We start from the raw sequence: 16459 nt of genomic DNA on the forward strand, positions 1-16459 counted from the left end.
AGGAAGCCCGCGGGCTCAGGGGCGGCCGCCCCTGAGGAGCCCCCGGGCTCAGGGGAACGCCAGCGCGTCCGGGCCGAGGGGCGGTACGAGCCCCTCGGCCGCCGCGCGGGTCAGCAGGCCGCGGATCGCCGCGTAGCCGTCCTCGCCGAGGTCGGCGGTGAACTCGTTCACGTACAGCCCGATGTGCTGGTCCGCGACGGCCGGGTCCATCTCCTGGGCGTGCTCCAGGACGTACGGCCGGGAGACCTCCGGGTGGTCCCAGGCGAGCCGGACCGAGCTGCGGATCGTGTCGGCCAGCCGGCGCAGGGTCTCCTCGCCCAGCGAGCGCCTGGCGATGATCGCGCCGAGGGGGATCGGGAGGCCCGTGGTGTCCTCCCAGTGCCGGCCCATGTCGGCGAGGTTGTGCAGACCGAAGTTCCGGTACGTGAAACGGGCCTCGTGGATGACCAGACCGGCGTCCACCTTGCCGTCCCGTACGGCGGGCATGATCTCGTCGAACGGCATCACGACGACCTCGCCGACACCGCCCGGCACCATCTCCGCCGCCCAGAGCCGGAACAGCAGGTACGCCGTCGAGCGCTCGCTCGGCACGGCGACGGTCCGGCCGGTCAGGTCGAGGCCCAGCTCCTTGGTGAGGACCAGCGGACCGCAGCCCCGGCCCAGCGCCCCGCCGCACGGCAGCAGGGCGTAGTCGTCGAGGACCCACGGCAGCACGGCGTAGGAGACCTTCAGGACGTCCAGCTCACCGCGCTCGGCCATGCCGTTGGTGATGTCGATGTCGGCGAAGGTCACCTCGGGCGCGGGCGCGCCGGGGACCCTGCCGTGCACCCAGGCGTCGAAGACGAAGGTGTCGTTGGGGCAGGGCGAGAAGGCGATCTCGATCGCCTCGCCGGCCGGGCCCGGGTTCGCTTCAGTGGTCATGCCGGTTCCAACCTTCCAGTACGGGTGCCGTCTTCCCGAACGCGTCCGTGAGCGCCGCCAGCGCGTCGCCGATGCGCCAGGCGTCGCGGTCGCGGGGGCCGACGGCGTTCGAGACGGCCCGCAGTTCCAGTACGGGCACACCGGCCCGGGCGGCGGCCTCCGCGACCCCGAAGCCCTCCATCGCCTCGGCCAGCGCCCCCGGGTGCGCGGCGAGCAGGCCGGCGGCGCGTTCGGCGGTGCCGGTCACGGTGGAGACGGTGAGGACGGGGCCGGCGGCGGCGCCCGCGGCGGCCGCCACCTCGCGGACGAGGGCGGGCGGCGGGGCGAACCGGTCCCGGCCGAAGCCGAGCGCGGTGACCGGCAGAAAGCCGTCGGGCGTGTCGGCGCCCAGGTCGGCGGCGACGATGTCGCTCGCCACGACCAGCGAGCCGAGCGGGGTCAGCGGGGTGAACGCGCCGCCGATCCCGGCCGAGACGACGAGACCGTACGGAACGGGGGCCGACGCCCCGGCGGCCAGGGCGAACGCGGTGGCCGCGGCGGCGGCGGCCGGACCCGCACCGCCCGCCAGGACGTCGAACGCGCCGCAGCGGTGCGGCTCCGCCCCCGGCACCGCCACGGTCTCCGGGGCGCCCCCGAACGCACGCGTGACCGCGTCCCGTTCCACCGGGACAGCGGTCACGACGAGCACACGCACGGAATCAGCCTCGGGTCGAGGACGGGGAAGGGCGGCGGGGGAAGAGCAGGGGAGCGCTCTTCGGGCGGCCGGGTCAGTCCTTCTTGAACTCGAACTGCCAGATGCCCGTGAGCTTCTTGCCCTTGGTCTCCACGATGGAGATGTTCGTCTTGTCGGCCGGCTGGCCGGTCTGGCTGGCGAAGAAGGCGTTGCCGGGGATCGTCCGGTAGGTCTTCTTGAACGGCTCCTGCTCGGCCTGCTGGCCGTTGATGAAGAGCGTCCAGCCGTTCTCGGCGATCTCCGGGTCGACGCCGAAGCGGACCTGGTCGTCCATGGAGACCTTGATGGTCTTGTCGGCCTTCTTGTTCAGGCAGCCCTGGATCAGGGACTCCTTGATCGCATCGCCGTCGTTGTAGCAGGCGGCCTCGGTGTTCACCGAGTCGGTGCCGACCGTCACGGTGGCGAGCGGGGTCGGCTTGTCGCAGGCGGACAGGACAAGGAGTCCCGCGGACACGGCACCAAGAGCGACGCCGATTCGACGGCCCTTACCGGAGAAGAACGCAACGGTCATGGGCCGAAGGCTATCGGTCGCCTCCGCTCACGCCACGCGGGGGTGCGGCGTGCCGCGCCGCGCGGCCCCCAGGAGGCCCCGTACGGAGGTGGCCGCGCCGAGCGCGAGGATGCCCGCGGCCACCGACATGCCGACCACCGCGTTGAGCGGCAGCGCGATGCCGATGCCGCCGCCGACCACCCACGCCATCTGGAGCACGGTCTCGGAGCGGGCGAACGCGGAGGTGCGGACCTCCTCGGGCACGTCCCGCTGGATCATCGCGTCGAGCGACAGCTTGGAGAGGGCCTGGGTGAAGCCGGCGACCGCGCCGAGCGCGGCGACCAGCAGGGTGGAGAAGAACACCGCGGTCAGGATCGCCACGCCGAGCGCGAGCCCCAGCACCGTCGCGATGATGATCTCGGGGCCGCGCGCCCGGAGCCAGGAGCCCACCGCCGTACCGCAGGCGTTGCCGACCCCCGCCGCCACGCCGACGATGCCGAGCGAGACCGCGGCGCTCTGCCCGGCCAGCGGGTGCTCGCGCAGCAGGAACGCCAGGAAGAAGATGAGGAAGCCGGAGAGGGCCCGGTGCGCGGCGTTGGCCTGGAGCCCGTGCAGGACGGACCCGCCGACGGACCGCAGGCCCGGCGGCCGCTCCTTGGCCGGTTTCTCCCCGTTGCCGCCCCTGCGCAGGCCGGCCCGGGTGCTGGTCTTGCCGGGGGCCGGGCGCGGTACGGACTCCTCGCCGTGGTGCGGGTCGATCAGCCGCGCCCGGCGCTCGCCCTTCGCGGAGTCGACCTTGGGCGGCAGGGTGAAGGCGAGGAAGGTGCCCGCGACGAAGATCGCGCAGGCGCCGTAGAGCGGCCAGGGGGAGCCGATGGTCTGGAGACCGGCCCCGATCGGGGCCGCCACCCCGGTCGCCAGCAGCCCCGCCAGGGTGACCCGGGAATTGGCCTTCACCAGGGAGAACTTCGGTGGCAGCAGACGCGGCACGACCGCGCTGCGCACCACGCCGTACGCCTTCGACGAGACCAGGACGCCCAGCGCGGCCGGATACAGCTCCAGGCCCCCCGTGGCGACCGCGCCCGACATGGTGATCGCCAGCAGCGCGCGGGCCAGCATCGCCCCCGCCATCGCGGCGCGGCGGCCGTGCGGCAGCCGGTCCAGGAGCGGGCCGATCACCGGGGCGAGCAGGGTGAAGGGGGCCATGGTGATGGCGAGGTAGAGGGCGACGCGGCCCCGCGCCTCGTCCGTCGGCACCGAGAAGAAGACCGTGGAGGCGAGCGCGACGGTGATCATGACGTCGCCCGCGCCGTTCACCGCGTGCAGCTCGATCAGTTTGCCGAGGCCGGACTCGCCCGCGCCGTGGGCGTGGGTGGCCTTGCGGATACCGCGCGCCGTGCCGGTGAACGGGGCGCGCAGGGCACGGCCCGTCGCCCGTCCCGCCCTGCGGAGCGGGCCGGGACCGTCGTGCGACCTGGCGGCAGTCACCCCGTCATAGTGCCCCAACCCTGGCCGGTATGAACGGTGATCGTGCGCGGACGCGCGTGTGACGCCCTGTTGGACGCGCTGTCGGTACCGGCGCCGGTACGGGTGCCGGTACCGAACGGACCGGAACGGATACGGCACGTTTGGGACGGGCAGGTGGGCGCGGAGCGGCGGAGAGGGTAGCGTGCGTAACGCGCCACCGGCGGTTGTTCTTGGCCGCGCGCCTCTCGGCGATCCCGCAGAATGGGTGGCAGAAGGCGCGCCCGAGGCAGGCACAACGGGTGTGGACGTCGACGCGGCCCCCAGGTCCGCTCCGCCCGCACCCGTCTGGCCGAAACGGCAATCGTGCAGCAGCTGGCGCGCTCGTGAGACTGGCGTATGGAGAGAAGCGAAGACCTGTGAGTGCTGCGACGACGACGCGAAGCCGTACGGCCCGGACCCCCGTTCCCGACCGCCTGTGCGCCGAGGCGGTGGACCTCGCGCGCGCGGCCGCGGAGGAGGCCGCCGCGCCCGGCGTGGTCGGTGAGCACATCGGCGTGGTCTCCGAGGGAGACCGGGTCGTCACCCACTATTTCGAGGCCAAGGAGCCCGGCTACCGGGGCTGGCGCTGGGCGGTGACGGTGGCGCGGGCCTCCCGCGCGAAGAACGTCACCCTGGACGAAACGGTGCTGCTGCCGGGGGACGACGCGCTCCTGGCGCCGGAGTGGGTGCCGTGGAGCGAGCGGCTGCGCCCCGGCGACATGGGCCCCGGCGACCTGCTGCCCACCGAGGCGGAGGACCTGCGCCTGGAGCCCGGCTGGACCGGCGAGGACGAGCCGCCGCCGAACTCCGCGGTCTCCGAGGAGCTGGCGGAGCTGGTCGACTCCGAGGACGCCGAGCTGACCGACCGGCCGGTGGCCACGACCAGCCGGGGTTCCATCGCCGCGGTGGCCGAGGAGCTGGGTACGCGCCGGGCGCGGGTGCTGTCGCGGTACGGGCTGTACGAGGCGGCCGACCGCTGGGACGAGGAGTTCGGCCCGAAGACGCCGATGGCCCAGGCGGCTCCGGCGACCTGTGTCAGCTGTGCGTTCCTGATCCCGATGGCGGGCTCGCTGAAGCAGGCCTTCGGGGTGTGCGCGAACGAGTTCGGTCCGGCGGACGGGCATGTGGTGTCGCTGGCGTACGGGTGCGGTGGGCACTCGGAGGCCGCGGTGATGCCGGCGCCGCCGAAGCCGGCGCCGCATGCGATGGACACGATGCGGGTGGACGCGTACTCGCTGCGGCCGGAGCGGGGCGAGGGCTCCGTGCCCGCCGAGGCGGACGGCGCGTCGGAGGACCTGGGCCACTCCTGACGCTCCTGCCCGCACCAGCCGGCCCGTCCGGCGTTGGGTGAGCAAATCCAGCCCGTCCGGCGTTTGAGGACGGAACCGTCGACGTGGTGTCGGGTGCCACCGCAGGGTCCTGCGCACCAGGTGCCTGTTCGGTGACCGCTGCCCCGGTCAAGGGTTCCGTCCTCAATCGCCGGACGGGCTTGAAGGGGGCGCCGGACGGGCTTGAAGCGGCCGCCGGTACGGGCGGGGCGGCGCGCGCGGTACCTTCGGGCGCACACTGGGCGGCACGGGCATCCGCGCGCCCGACCGACACACCGGACGGAGTCGAGAGCGTGAGCATGAAGGCGACCGAGGGGGCCGATCCGTTCGGGACGGCACGGCTGCGGCGCGGCGTGCTCGACGCGTGGGGCGCCGGGCCCGCCCGGTTCCGGGAGGACGCCAACGCCGAGGAGGACCTCGCGCTCGGCGGCTACCGCGACCGCCTCGTCGTCGAGCTGGCCCAGAACGCCGCCGACGCCGCCGCCCGCGCCAGGACCCCCGGCCGGCTCCGCCTCACCCTGCACCCCGCCGCCCCCGGCGACCCGGACGCCCGCTGCGTGCTGGCCGCCGCGAACACCGGCGCCCCGCTCGACGCCACCGGCGTGGAGTCCCTGTCCACCCTGCGGGCCTCCGCCAAGCGCGAGGGCCACGAGTCCGCGGTGGGCCGCTTCGGCGTCGGGTTCGCCGCCGTCCTCGCGGTCAGCGACGAACCCGCGGTGCTCGGCCGGCACGGCGGTGTGCGCTGGTCCCTGGCCGAGGCCCGCGAGCTGGCCCGCCAGGCGGCCGTCGGCAGCCCCGGCCTCGGGGACGAGCTGCGCCGCCGCGACGGACACGTACCGCTGCTGCGTCTGCCGCTGCCCGCCGAGGGCTCCGCGCCCGAGGGGTACGACACCGTCGTCGTGCTGCCGCTGCGCGACGGCACCGCCGAGGACCTGGTGGCCCGGCTGCTGGCCGCCGTGGACGACGCGCTGCTGCTCACGCTGCCCGGCCTGGACGAGGTCGTCATCGAGACCCCGGACGGCACACGGACCCTGAGCCGGTCGCAGCACGGCCCGTACACGCACGTCGACGACTCCGCGCACGGCCTGAACCGCTGGCGTACCGTCCTGCGCCACGGGCCGATCGAGCCCGCCCTGCTCGCCGACCGCCCGGTCGAGGAGCGGCTGCGTCCGCACTGGTCGGTGACCTGGGCGGTGCCGGTCGACGAGTCCGGCGCCCCGCTCCACCCCCGTACGGCACCGGTCGTGCACGCCCCGACCCCCACCGACGAACCGCTCGGCATCCCCGCCCTGCTCATCGCCTCGCTCCCGCTGGACACCGCCCGCAGGCACCCCGCGCCGGGGCCGCTGACCGACTTCCTGGTGGAGCGGGCGGCGGACGCGTACGCGGAGCTGCTGGGCGACTGGCGGCCCGTGTCGACCGGGACCATCGACCTGGTGCCGGGCCGGCTGGGCAAGGGCGCGCTGGACGGGAACCTGCGCGGGGCGATCCTCGCCCGGCTGCCGCGGGTCGCGTTCCTGGAGCCCGCCGCGCCCCGGGACCCGGAGGCGGAGAGCGGCTGGGCCGACGACTGGGACCGGGACCAGGACCGTACGGAGAGCACCTCCGCCCTGCGGCCCGTCGAGGCCGAGGTCGTCGAGGGCGTCGGGGCCGAGACCGTACGGGTCCTCGCCGAGGTGCTGCCCTGTCTGCTGCCCGCCGGTCTGGAGCGCCGCACCGAGCTGCGTACCCTCGGCGTCGCCCGGGTCCCGCTGACCGAGGCCATCGACCGGCTCGCCGGTCTGGAGCGCGACCCCGCCTGGTGGCACCGGCTCTACGACAGCCTCGCGGGCACCGACCCCGACCGGCTCACCGGCCTGCCGGTCCCGCTCGCCGGCGACCCGGAGGACGAGCAGGCGGGCCGCCCGCCGCGCACCACCATCGGCCCCCGCCAGATCCTGCTGCCCCTCCCGGACGCCCTCACCGGCCCCGTCCTCGGCCGCCTCTCCCGGCTCGGCCTCAAGGTCGCCCACCCGGACGCGGCCCACCCGCTGCTGGAGAAGCTGGGAGCCCTGCCCGCCACGCCCCGCGCCGTGCTGACGACCCCGCAGGTGCGGGCGGCCGTCGCCGGTTCGCTGGACGCGGGGGAGATCTGGGACGAGGACGCGCTCGACGGCGACGAGCTGGCCGAGACCGTGCTCACCCTCGTCCGGGACGCCGAGCTGGCCCCCGGCGACGAACCGTGGCTCGGCGCGCTCGCGCTGCCCGACGAGGAGGGCGAGCCCGCCCCCGCCGGTGAACTGGTCCTTCCGGCAAGCCCGTTCGCGCAGGTCATGCGGGAAGGGGAACTCGCCCTCGTCGACCAGGAGGTGGCCGACCGCTGGGGCGAGGGCCCGCTCACCGCCTGCGGGGTGCTCGCCACCTTCGCGCTCGTCCGGGCCACCGACGTCGTCCTGGACCCGGACGAACTGGAGCCCCGCGACAGCGACTTCGCCGAACCGGACGACGCCGGGCTGCTGGACGCCGTCGACGTCTGGTGCGAGGACCTGCTCGACCAGCTGCCCGAGACGCCGGTGCCGCCGGTCGCCACCGAGATCGTCGCCGTACGGGATCTGGATCTGGTGGACGACGACGCCTGGCCGCAGGCGCTCGCCCTGCTGGCCCGGCCGCCGCTGCGCGACGCGCTGACGCAGCCGGTGCGGGTGCTGCTGCCGGACGGGACGACGCAGTCCGTGCGCCCGTACACCGCGTGGTGGCTGCGCGACCACCCCGTCCTGGACGGCCGCCGCCCCGCCGGGCTCCGCGCCGCGGGCGGCGATCCCCGGCTGGCCGGGCTCTACGACGCGGTGGACGCCACCGGCTTCGACGACACCGAGGTGCTGCGGGCGCTCGGGGTGCGCACCTCGGTGGCCGCGCTCCTGGACGAGCCGGGCGGCGCGGCCGAACTGCTGGGCCGGCTCGCCGACGAGGACCGCCCCGTCACCCCCGTACAGCTGCACGCGCTCTACACCGCCCTCGCCGAACTCGACCCGGACCAGGTGACGTTGCCGGACGAGCTGCGCGCCGTGGTGGACGGGGAGGTGGTGGTGGCCGACGCGGCGGACGCCGTGATCGCGGACGCCCCGGACGTGCTGCCGCTGACGGCGGGCCTGCCGCTGCTTCCGGTGGCTCCTTCGCGCGCCGCCGAGCTGGCCGATCTGCTCCAGGTGCGCCGCCTCGGCGAGACGGTCGAGGCGGACGTGACGAGCGAGGGCGAGGAGCACCGCGTACCGGAGCCGGTCCGCGTCCTGCTCGGCGCCGGCACCCCGGACACGTACGTCGAACACCCCGAACTCCGCGCGGGCGGCGTCGAACTGGACTGGCGCCGCACCCCGGACGGCGTCGTCCACGCCGCGACCCTGGAGGGCGTGGCGGCCGGTCTCGCCTGGGCGGCGGGCCAGTGGCCGCGGCGCTTCGAGGTCGCGGCCCTGCTGGAGGACCCGTCCCGGACGGAGGAGCTGGCCCGGGACCGCTGGTTCGACTGATCCGCCGTGAGGCGCGAGCTGCGGCTTCACAGAAAAGTCACAGATCCGCACAACCGTTCACCTGGTTCGCCTGTCTGTTCCATTGAGCCAAGAGGCTCATGGACCAGACGGGTCCCGCCGGGCTGACGACACAAGCGCGCCCCCGGGCCCCCTTCTCCACTTGGGGACACATGCGTATTCGTGCCACTGTGGCCGCCGTTTCCGGCGCCCTGGCCCTTTCCGCTCTCGCCGTACCGGCCGCGCAGGCCGATGACAGCCGTTCGTGGAGCCTGGACCGCGGATTCACCGCCACCCAGCCCTCGGCCGGGGAGAAGTCGAAGCGCGCGTTCGCCGCCACGAAGGACGGCGACGCCAAGATCACCGCGGCGGTCGTCAACGGCGGCAAGCCGATCGTCGTCGGCACCAAGTCGAAGGTCACGGTGCCCTACACCGTGACGGCCACCGACGACTCCGGCATCGCCGGCGCCGCCGCGTTCATCTGGATCGGCTCGTCCGTCGACGCCGAGGACAGCTTCGGCTTCGGCCCGAACGAGAAGTCGATCTCGTGCAAGGCGTCCAGCGCGACCACCACGACCTGCAAGGGCACCATCACCCTCACCCCGGGTCTGATGCTCAACTCGGACGCGACCTGGTGGCGCGTCGGTGCCGCGGCCGGCGCCAACGACGGCCAGGAGGTGGAGCGTGACGCGGTCTCCAAGGTCCGCGTCCAGCGCTTCTCCAAGCTGACCGTGAACGCCTCCCCGGAGCCCGTGAAGAAGGGCAAGACCATCACGGTCACCGGCAAGCTGACCCGCGCCAACTGGGACACCGGCACGTACAAGGGCTACAGCAAGCAGTCCGTGAAGCTCCAGTTCAAGAAGAAGGGCGCCAAGAGCTACACGACGGTCAAGACCGTCAAGACCAGCTCCACCGGCACCCTGAAGACCACCGTCAAGGCATCGGCCGACGGCTACTGGCGTTACAGCTTCGCCGGCACGCCGAGCACCCCGGCCGTCTCGGCCAAGGGCGACTACCTCGACGTGAAGTAGCACCCGGCACACGGAAGCCCCCGGGAGGATCACCGTCCTCCCGGGGGCTTCCGCCTGTCCGCGGCCTACGCCCCGAAGCGCCGCCCCACCCAGCGCCAGGTGAACTCCAGCAGCGTGGCCGCCGCCACCGCGATGCCGACCGCCGTCCACGGCATCGTCGTGCCGACCAGCTTCAGCGCGAAGAAGTCCTGGAGCCACGGCACCACGAGCACGATCAGGAAGCCGAGCCCCATCGCCGCGACCAGGCCGATGCGCCACCAGGTGTACGGGCGGGCGATGATCGCCAGGACCCACATCGAGACCAGGAACAGCGTCAGCGTCGCCGCGCTCGTCTCGGCCTCCAGCGCGCCCTCGCCGCTGTAGTGGTGCCGCGCCACCAGGTACGTCGCGAAGGTGGACGCCGCCGCGATGACGCCCGACGGAATCGCGTACCGCATCACGCGGCGTACGAAGTGGGGCTGGGCGCGCTCCTTGTTGGGCGCGAGCGCCAGGAAGAACGCCGGGACGCCGATGGTCAGCGTGGACAGCAGGGTCAGATGCCTCGGCAGGAACGGATACTCCACCTGGGTGCAGACCACCAGGATCGCCAGCAGCACCGAGTAGACCGTCTTGGTGAGGAAGAGGGTGGCGACCCGGGTGATGTTGCCGATCACCCGGCGGCCCTCGGCGACCACCGAGGGCAGCGTCGCGAAGCTGTTGTTCAGCAACACGATCTGCGCCACCGCACGCGTCGCCTCCGAGCCCGAGCCCATCGAGACGCCGATGTCGGCGTCCTTGAGGGCCAGCACGTCGTTGACGCCGTCGCCGGTCATCGCGACCGTGTGGCCGCGCGACTGGAGGGCGGCCACCATGTCCCGCTTCTGCTGCGGAGTGACCCGGCCGAAGACCGCGTTCTGCTCCATGGCCGTGGCCATCGCGTCCGGGTCGGCGGGCAGCCGGCGGGCGTCCAGGGTGTTCTCGGCGCCCGCGAGACCCAGCTTCCCGGCGACCGCGCCGACCGAGACCGCGTTGTCGCCGGAGATGACCTTGGTGGCCACGTTCTGGTCGGCGAAGTAGGCGAGCGTGTCGCCCGCGTCGGGGCGCAGCCGCTGCTCCAGGACGACCAGGGCGGTGGGGGCGGCTCCGGCGGCCGCGCCGGACGCGTTCAGCTCGCCCTGCGCGCGGGCCAGCAGCAGCACCCGCAGGCCCTGCTCGTTGAGGTGCTCGATCTCGGTGAGGGTCGGGTCGCCCTCGGGCAGCAGGACGTCGGGGGCGCCGAGCAGCCAGGCGGAGGCCGTTCCGTCGGCCTCGGTGAACGCCGCGCCGCTGTACTTGCGGGCGGAGGAGAACGGCATCGCGTCGGTGACCGTCCAGGCGGCTCCGTCGCCCTGCGGGTACGCGTCGATGATGGCCTGGAGGCTGGCGTTGGGACGGGGGTCCGACGCGCCGAACGTCCGCAGCACCTCCTGGACGTACGCCTCGTCGCTCCCGTTCAGCGGCCGGACCTCGGTGACGTCCATGCCGCCCTCGGTCAGCGTGCCCGTCTTGTCCAGGCAGACCACGTCGACCCGGGCCAGCCCCTCGATCGCGGGCAGCTCCTGGACCAGGCACTGCTTGCGGCCCAGGCGTACGACGCCGATGGCGAAGGCGACGGAGGTCAGCAGGACCAGGCCCTCGGGGATCATCGGGACGATGCCGCCGACGGTCCGGGCGACCGAGTCCTTGAAGTTGTTGTCCTTCACGACCAGCTGGCTGATGATCAGCCCGATCGCCGTCGGCACCATCATCCAGGTGACGTACTTCAGGATCGTGCTGATGCCGCTGCGCAGCTCCGAGTGGACCAGCGTGAAGCGCGAGGCCTCCTCGGCGAGCTGTGCGGCGTACGCCTCCCGGCCCACCTTGGTCGCGGTGAACGCGCCGCCGCCCGCGACGACGAAGCTGCCCGACATCACCGGGTCGCCCGGCCGCTTGATCACCGGGTCGGCCTCGCCGGTGAGCAGCGACTCGTCGATCTCCAGGCTGTCGGCCTCGGCGACCGTGCCGTCCACGACCACCTTGTCGCCGGGGCCCAGTTCGACCAGGTCGCCGAGGACGATCTCGGAGGTGGAGATCTCGGCGGCGACCCCGTCGCGCCGCACGGTCGGCTTGGCCTCGCCGATCACCGCGAGGCTGTCCAGGGTCTTCTTGGCCCGCCACTCCTGGATGATGCCGATGCCGGTGTTGGCGACGATCACGAAGCCGAAGAGGCTGTCCTGGATCGGCGCGACGAACAGCATGATCACCCAGAGCACGCCGATGATCAGGTTGAACCGGGTGAAGACATTGGCCCGGACGATCTCGGTGACCGAGCGCGAGGAGCGTACGGGTACGTCGTTGACCTCACCGCGCGCGACCCGTTCGGCGACCTCGGCGGTGCTCAGACCGTCCGGTCGATGGGCCGGTGGCGGTAGCTCGACGGGGTGCACGGGATCGAGTTCCGCCCCCGCGTCGATCATGGCCGGCCGGGAGGGTCCGGGGGTCTGCTCCCCGGAGGAATCGAGTGCCCGCTGCGTCATGGGTCCGACGTTACGGGCGTGCGCGTCGGAACACCCACCGAGGGGGTCGAAGATCCGACCAGGGGAGGACCAAGTCGGTCCCGTGGTTGTACGGAAGCGGAGTCGGGCGGTCCGGTCCCGTGCGATCCGGGCCGGGCTGATCCGGTCGGGCCGGCGGCTCAGCGGTCGAGCGCTTCGCCCGCCGCCTCGGCCCCGGCGGCGTCCTTGGCCGCGGCCCGGGCCGCGTGGCGCTTGAGGGCGGCGTCGCGCCCGCGGACGTACCAGATGCCGATCAGGCCCAGCCCGGCGCCGGCCAGCGGGGTCCACACCCACCAGGTGTGGCCGCGGTCGGCGAACCAGCCGTAGAAGGGGAGCTGGGCGAGGAAGAGGACGAACCAGAGGATCGTGCCGCCGACGACGGTGGCGACGACGGGGCCCTCCAGGGGTTCGGGCGCCTCGTGCTTCGGTGTCCACTTCTCCATGGGTTCAGTGTATGGGGCCCCGCGCCGCTCACCCGATCGGCGGGTTGCGGGCCGCTCGGCCCAAGGGTCTACGCGCGGAGATAGCGATCTTCGCTTGATGTATTCATACTGAATCTGCTTTGGGCTGGCTCGAATTGTTCGTCTGAACATCCAAATTCGATCACCTCTCGTCCTTTGCTCCGCCTCCCCTACGTACGACTGAGGTCACCCATGCCCCCCTCGGCCACCGCTCCGGTCGACTCCCCGCCCCCGTCGGCTCCGCAGCCCCAGGGCAGCCTGGACCGGTTCTTCAGGATCTCCGAGCGGGGGTCGACCGTCGCCCGTGAGTTCCGCGGCGGCTTCGCCACGTTCTTCGCGATGGCGTACATCATCGTGCTCAACCCGATCATCCTGGGCAGCGCGAAGGACATGTACGGCCACCAGCTCGACAACGGGCAGCTGGTCACCGCCACCGTGCTGTCCGCCGCGTTCTCCACGCTGCTGATGGGCGTCATCGGCAATGTGCCGATCGCGCTCGCCGCCGGCCTCGGCGTCAACACCGTCGTCGCGCTCCAGCTCGCTCCCCGGATGAGCTGGCCGGACGCGATGGGCATGGTCGTCCTCGCGGGCATCGTGGTGATGCTGCTGGTCGCCACGGGGCTGCGGGAACGCGTGATGAACGCCGTGCCGCGCTCGCTCCGCAAGGGCATCGCGATCGGAATCGGCCTCTTCATCCTGCTGATCGGCCTCGTCGACTCGGGCTTCGTCTCGCGCATCCCGGACGCCGCGCACACCACCGTGCCGCTCCAGCTCGGCGGCGACGGCCACCTCACCGGATGGCCGATTCTCGTCTTCGTGCTGGGCGCGCTGCTCACCCTCGCGCTGATCGTGCGCAAGGTGCCCGGCGCGATCCTGATCTCGATCGTCGCCATGACGGTCGTCGCCGTGGTGATCGACGCGGTGGCCGGGCTGCCCGAGGGCGCCTGGGGTCTGACGACGCCGTCGTGGCCGGGCAACCCGGTCTCCGCGCCGGACTTCGGGCTGCTCGGCGAGGTCAGTCTGTTCGGCGGCTTCGGGAAGGTCGGCTATCTGACCGGCGTCCTGTTCGTCTTCACCGTGCTGCTGTCCTGCTTCTTCGACGCGATGGGCACCATTCTGGGCGTCGGCGACGAGGCGAAGCTGATGGACCAGGACGGCAACTTCCCCGGCATCAACAAGGTGCTGTTCGTGGACGGCATCGCGGTCGCCGCGGGCGGTGCGAGCTCCTCCTCCGCCACCACGTGCTTCGTGGAGTCCACCGCGGGCGTCGGCGAGGGCGCCCGCACCGGACTGGCGAGCGTGGTGACCGGTCTGCTCTTCTCGGTGGCGCTGTTCCTCACACCGCTGGCGACCATGGTCCCGTCGCAGGCGGCCACTCCCGCCCTGCTGGCGGTCGGCTTCCTGATCATCGCGGGCTCGGTGCGGGACATCGACTGGAGCGACTACACGCTCGCGGTCCCGGCGTTCCTCGCCATGGTGATGATGCCGTTCACGTACTCGATCACCAACGGCATCGGCATCGGCTTCGTCGCCTTCTCCGTGCTGCGCCTGGCGGCCGGCCGCGGCCGCGAGGTGCCGATCGCGATGTACGTCGTGTCGGCGGTCTTCGTCTTCTACTACGCGATGCCGGCGCTCGGCCTCACGTGATCGGTGGCGTCACGCCCCTCCTGGCGTCCACGGGGGGCGTGACGCCTCCCCTGGAGTCGCCGTAGAACTTCTCCGTCTCCTCGACGGCCACCTTGAAGCGTTCGTCGAAGTCGTCGCGAATGAGCGTCCGGACCACATAGTCCTGGACGCTCATTCCGCGTTTCGCGGCGTGCTGCCGGAGCCGGTCGAGCAGCTCACCGTCTATCCGCAGGCTGAGCACTGTCGATCCCATGTCCAGCAGGGTCGCCGCCCCGGAGCGCTCTTTGCGTCACTTTCCGCTTCCAACTCACTCGTTCGGGTGATCGGAATTTACGGGAGGTGTAAACGAGTGGTATTTAGGGTGGGTAATGAGTTACGCTAACAAACATGCCTGACCTGATCCACGACGGCGACAGTGCCGCCGCCGTGAGCTCCCTCCGCTCCGCCGTGATGCTGCTGGGCCGTCGCCTGAAGCACCAGCGTGTCGACGAGTCGCTGAGCCCCACCGAGATGTCGGTGCTCGGCACCCTGGCCCGCTGCGGATCCGCCACCCCCGGTGAGCTGGCCCGCAAGGAGCACGTCCAGCCGCCGTCGATGACCCGCATCGTCGCGCTGCTGGAGGCGAAGGGGCTGGTCAGGCTGGAACCGCACCCCGATGACCGTCGGCAGAAGAGGGTCAGCCAGACCGAGCAGGCCGAGGCCATGCTCGCGGAGAGCCGCACCAAGCGGAACGCCTGGCTGTCCCACCTCGCCGAGGGCCTGGACGAGGACGAGTGGGAGACGCTTCGGGCCGCCGCGCCCGTGTTGGAGAAGCTCGCCCACCTGTGACCCCACGGGCGCGCCGACGGTGATCCACCCGCCGGGCCGTATCCCTGTATACGGCCGGACCGGATCACCGCCGGAGCGCCCGTCGTCACGTCCTCGTCGGACCGAACGCCGCAGACGCCCGAGGAGGCGAACCCTTTTGAGTACGGGATCCGGAGCAGACTCCGCCCCCGCACCGACTTCCACCCACGAGAGCAAGACCGGCGGGACCTTCTCGTCGCTGAAGATCCGTAACTACCGCCTGTTCGCCACGGGCGCCGTGATCTCCAACACCGGTACCTGGATGTCCCGCATCACGCAGGACTGGCTCGTGCTGAGCCTGACGGGTTCCGCCACCGCCGTAGGCATCACCACCGCCCTGCAGTTCCTTCCGATGCTGCTCTTCGGCCTGTACGGCGGCGTCATCGCCGACCGCCTCCCGAAGCGGCAGATCCTGCTCGTCAGCCAGGCCATGCTCGGTCTGTGCGGCATCGCGCTGGCCGTCCTGACCCTGACCGGGGTCGTCGAGGTCTGGCACGTCTACCTGGTCGCCTTCCTGCTCGGCATGGTGACCGTCGTCGACAACCCGGCCCGCCAGTCGTTCGTCTCCGAGATGGTCGGCCCCGCGCAGCTGCGCAACGCGGTCAGCCTGAACTCGGCGAACTTCCAGTCCGCCCGGCTCATCGGCCCCGCCGTCGCGGGCGTCCTGATCACCACGGTCGGCAGCGGCTGGGCGTTCCTGCTCAACGGCCTCTCCTTCCTGGCCCCGCTCATCGGCCTGCTGATGATGCGCACAAACGAGCTGCACGCCTCGGTGACCGTGCCCCGCGCCAAGGGCCAGCTCCGCGAGGGCCTGACGTACGTGCGCGGCCGCCCCGAGCTGATCTGGCCGATCGTCCTGGTCGGCTTCGTCGGCACGTTCGGCTTCAACTTCCCGATCTGGCTGACCGCCTTCGCCGACGAGATCTTCGACGGCGGCGCGGGCATGTACTCCTTCTTCAACATCCTGATGGCGGCCGGTTCGCTGGCCGGCGCACTGCTCTCGGCCCGCCGCCGCTCCACACGGCTGCGGATGCTGGTGGCGGCGGGCACGGCGTTCGGGCTGCTGGAGATCGCCGCCTCGCTGTCCCCGTCGGTCTGGCTGTTCTCGATCCTCCTGGTCCCGATCGGCATGCTCGGCCTGACGACGAACATCACCGCGAACACGAGCGTCCAGATGGCCGCGGACCCGGAGATGCGGGGCCGGGTGATGAGCCTGTACATGATGGTCTTCGCCGGGGGTACGCCGGTGGGCGCCCCGATCGTCGGCTGGATCAGCGACACGTACGGCGCCCGCGTCGGCTTCGCGGCCGGCGGCGCGATCTCGGTGATCGCCGCCCTGGCCGTCGGCTTCGCCCTCGCCCGCGTCGGCGGCCTCCGTCTGAAGGTCGACCTCCGCCCGGGCCGCCCGCACGTCCGCTTCGTCCCGCGCGAGCAGTTGGCGACGGCGGCGTGAGCCATGCGAAAG

At 72.5% G+C, this 16459-nt stretch carries 13 protein-coding genes; 6 read left to right on the forward strand and 7 right to left on the reverse strand.

Annotated elements, in window-relative coordinates:
* Window positions 1-48: 48 nt before the first annotated feature.
* The 4 genes from KV381_RS21065 to KV381_RS21080 form a co-directional block, all read right to left on the reverse strand.
* The gene (locus KV381_RS21065; RefSeq protein ID WP_030087388.1) at window positions 49-921 is read right to left on the reverse strand and encodes a 1,4-dihydroxy-6-naphthoate synthase; all 873 of its coding nucleotides are present in this window, start codon (window positions 919-921) and stop codon (window positions 49-51) included.
* A complete protein-coding gene (locus KV381_RS21070) occupies window positions 911-1615 on the reverse strand; it encodes a futalosine hydrolase (RefSeq protein WP_030087390.1) in 705 nt (234 codons plus the stop codon). The genes KV381_RS21065 and KV381_RS21070 overlap by 11 nt, the downstream gene beginning before the upstream one ends.
* A 73-nt stretch (window positions 1616-1688) precedes the next feature.
* A complete protein-coding gene (locus KV381_RS21075) occupies window positions 1689-2165 on the reverse strand; it encodes a hypothetical protein (RefSeq protein WP_030087392.1) in 477 nt (158 codons plus the stop codon).
* A 27-nt stretch (window positions 2166-2192) separates the two neighbouring features.
* The gene (locus KV381_RS21080; RefSeq protein WP_030087394.1) at window positions 2193-3632 is read right to left on the reverse strand and encodes an MFS transporter; all 1440 of its coding nucleotides are present in this window, start codon (window positions 3630-3632) and stop codon (window positions 2193-2195) included.
* A gap of 452 nt (window positions 3633-4084) precedes the next feature.
* Between KV381_RS21080 and KV381_RS21085 the strand changes: the two genes are divergently transcribed.
* From KV381_RS21085 to KV381_RS21095, 3 genes are all read left to right on the forward strand, one after another.
* On the forward strand, window positions 4085-4960 hold the full coding sequence (locus KV381_RS21085) for a DUF3027 domain-containing protein (protein ID WP_032791033.1): 876 nt from the start codon (window positions 4085-4087) through the stop codon (window positions 4958-4960).
* A 317-nt stretch (window positions 4961-5277) separates the two neighbouring features.
* Window positions 5278-8481 carry a sacsin N-terminal ATP-binding-like domain-containing protein gene (locus KV381_RS21090; RefSeq protein ID WP_218787276.1) on the forward strand — a complete coding sequence of 1068 codons (3204 nt, stop codon included), beginning with the start codon at window positions 5278-5280 and terminating at the stop codon, window positions 8479-8481.
* A gap of 170 nt (window positions 8482-8651) precedes the next feature.
* Window positions 8652-9509 (forward strand): DUF5707 domain-containing protein, encoded by an 858-nt coding sequence (locus tag KV381_RS21095; protein ID WP_098026441.1) that lies wholly within the window; start codon window positions 8652-8654, stop codon window positions 9507-9509.
* Window positions 9510-9574: 65 nt separating this feature from the next.
* Here KV381_RS21095 and KV381_RS21100 read toward each other — a convergent pair whose 3' ends face one another.
* Window positions 9575-12043, reverse strand: a complete 2469-nt coding sequence (locus tag KV381_RS21100; RefSeq protein ID WP_030087402.1) for an HAD-IC family P-type ATPase — start codon at window positions 12041-12043, stop codon at window positions 9575-9577.
* A gap of 158 nt (window positions 12044-12201) precedes the next feature.
* On the reverse strand, window positions 12202-12504 hold the full coding sequence (locus tag KV381_RS21105; protein ID WP_030087403.1) for a hypothetical protein: 303 nt from the start codon (window positions 12502-12504) through the stop codon (window positions 12202-12204).
* A 210-nt stretch (window positions 12505-12714) separates the two neighbouring features.
* Here KV381_RS21105 and KV381_RS21110 point away from each other — a divergent pair, with 210 nt between their 5' ends.
* Window positions 12715-14169 (forward strand): NCS2 family permease, encoded by a 1455-nt coding sequence (locus tag KV381_RS21110; RefSeq protein WP_030087405.1) that lies wholly within the window; start codon window positions 12715-12717, stop codon window positions 14167-14169.
* Here the strand turns inward: KV381_RS21110 and KV381_RS21115 are convergent.
* Complete coding sequence (locus KV381_RS21115) at window positions 14162-14401, reverse strand: hypothetical protein (protein WP_030087407.1); 240 nt, start codon at window positions 14399-14401, stop codon at window positions 14162-14164. The two genes, KV381_RS21110 and KV381_RS21115, sit on opposite strands and share 8 nt — an antisense overlap.
* A gap of 134 nt (window positions 14402-14535) precedes the next feature.
* On the opposite strand from KV381_RS21115, the gene KV381_RS21120 reads away from it, so the two are divergent.
* Together KV381_RS21120 and KV381_RS21125 are read left to right on the forward strand one after the other, a co-directional pair.
* Window positions 14536-14976, forward strand: coding sequence for a MarR family winged helix-turn-helix transcriptional regulator (locus tag KV381_RS21120; RefSeq protein ID WP_007452526.1), 441 nt, complete (start codon window positions 14536-14538; stop codon window positions 14974-14976).
* Between the two features lie 136 nt (window positions 14977-15112).
* Entirely contained in the window at window positions 15113-16447 is a 1335-nt protein-coding gene (locus KV381_RS21125) for an MFS transporter (RefSeq protein ID WP_030087409.1), read from the forward strand.
* Window positions 16448-16459: the final 12 nt, after the last annotated feature.

Source organism: Streptomyces sp. WY228 (assembly GCF_019287315.1).
GTDB classification, from domain to species: domain Bacteria; phylum Actinomycetota; class Actinomycetes; order Streptomycetales; family Streptomycetaceae; genus Streptomyces; species Streptomyces caviscabies.

What these genes read in the sequence shown, in the direction of transcription:
- KV381_RS21115 (WP_030087407.1), bottom strand. Translation starts at nt 14,401, where the DNA reads ATGGGATCGACAGTGCTCAGCCTGCGGATAGACGGTGAGCTGCTCGAC.
- KV381_RS21110 (WP_030087405.1), top strand. Translation starts at nt 12,715, where the DNA reads ATGCCCCCCTCGGCCACCGCTCCGGTCGACTCCCCGCCCCCGTCGGCT.
- KV381_RS21090 (WP_218787276.1), top strand. Translation starts at nt 5,278, where the DNA reads ATGAAGGCGACCGAGGGGGCCGATCCGTTCGGGACGGCACGGCTGCGG.
- KV381_RS21065 (WP_030087388.1), bottom strand. Translation starts at nt 921, where the DNA reads ATGACCACTGAAGCGAACCCGGGCCCGGCCGGCGAGGCGATCGAGATC.
- KV381_RS21100 (WP_030087402.1), bottom strand. Translation starts at nt 12,043, where the DNA reads ATGACGCAGCGGGCACTCGATTCCTCCGGGGAGCAGACCCCCGGACCC.
- KV381_RS21095 (WP_098026441.1), top strand. Translation starts at nt 8,652, where the DNA reads ATGCGTATTCGTGCCACTGTGGCCGCCGTTTCCGGCGCCCTGGCCCTT.
- KV381_RS21105 (WP_030087403.1), bottom strand. Translation starts at nt 12,504, where the DNA reads ATGGAGAAGTGGACACCGAAGCACGAGGCGCCCGAACCCCTGGAGGGC.
- KV381_RS21120 (WP_007452526.1), top strand. Translation starts at nt 14,536, where the DNA reads ATGCCTGACCTGATCCACGACGGCGACAGTGCCGCCGCCGTGAGCTCC.
- KV381_RS21075 (WP_030087392.1), bottom strand. Translation starts at nt 2,165, where the DNA reads ATGACCGTTGCGTTCTTCTCCGGTAAGGGCCGTCGAATCGGCGTCGCT.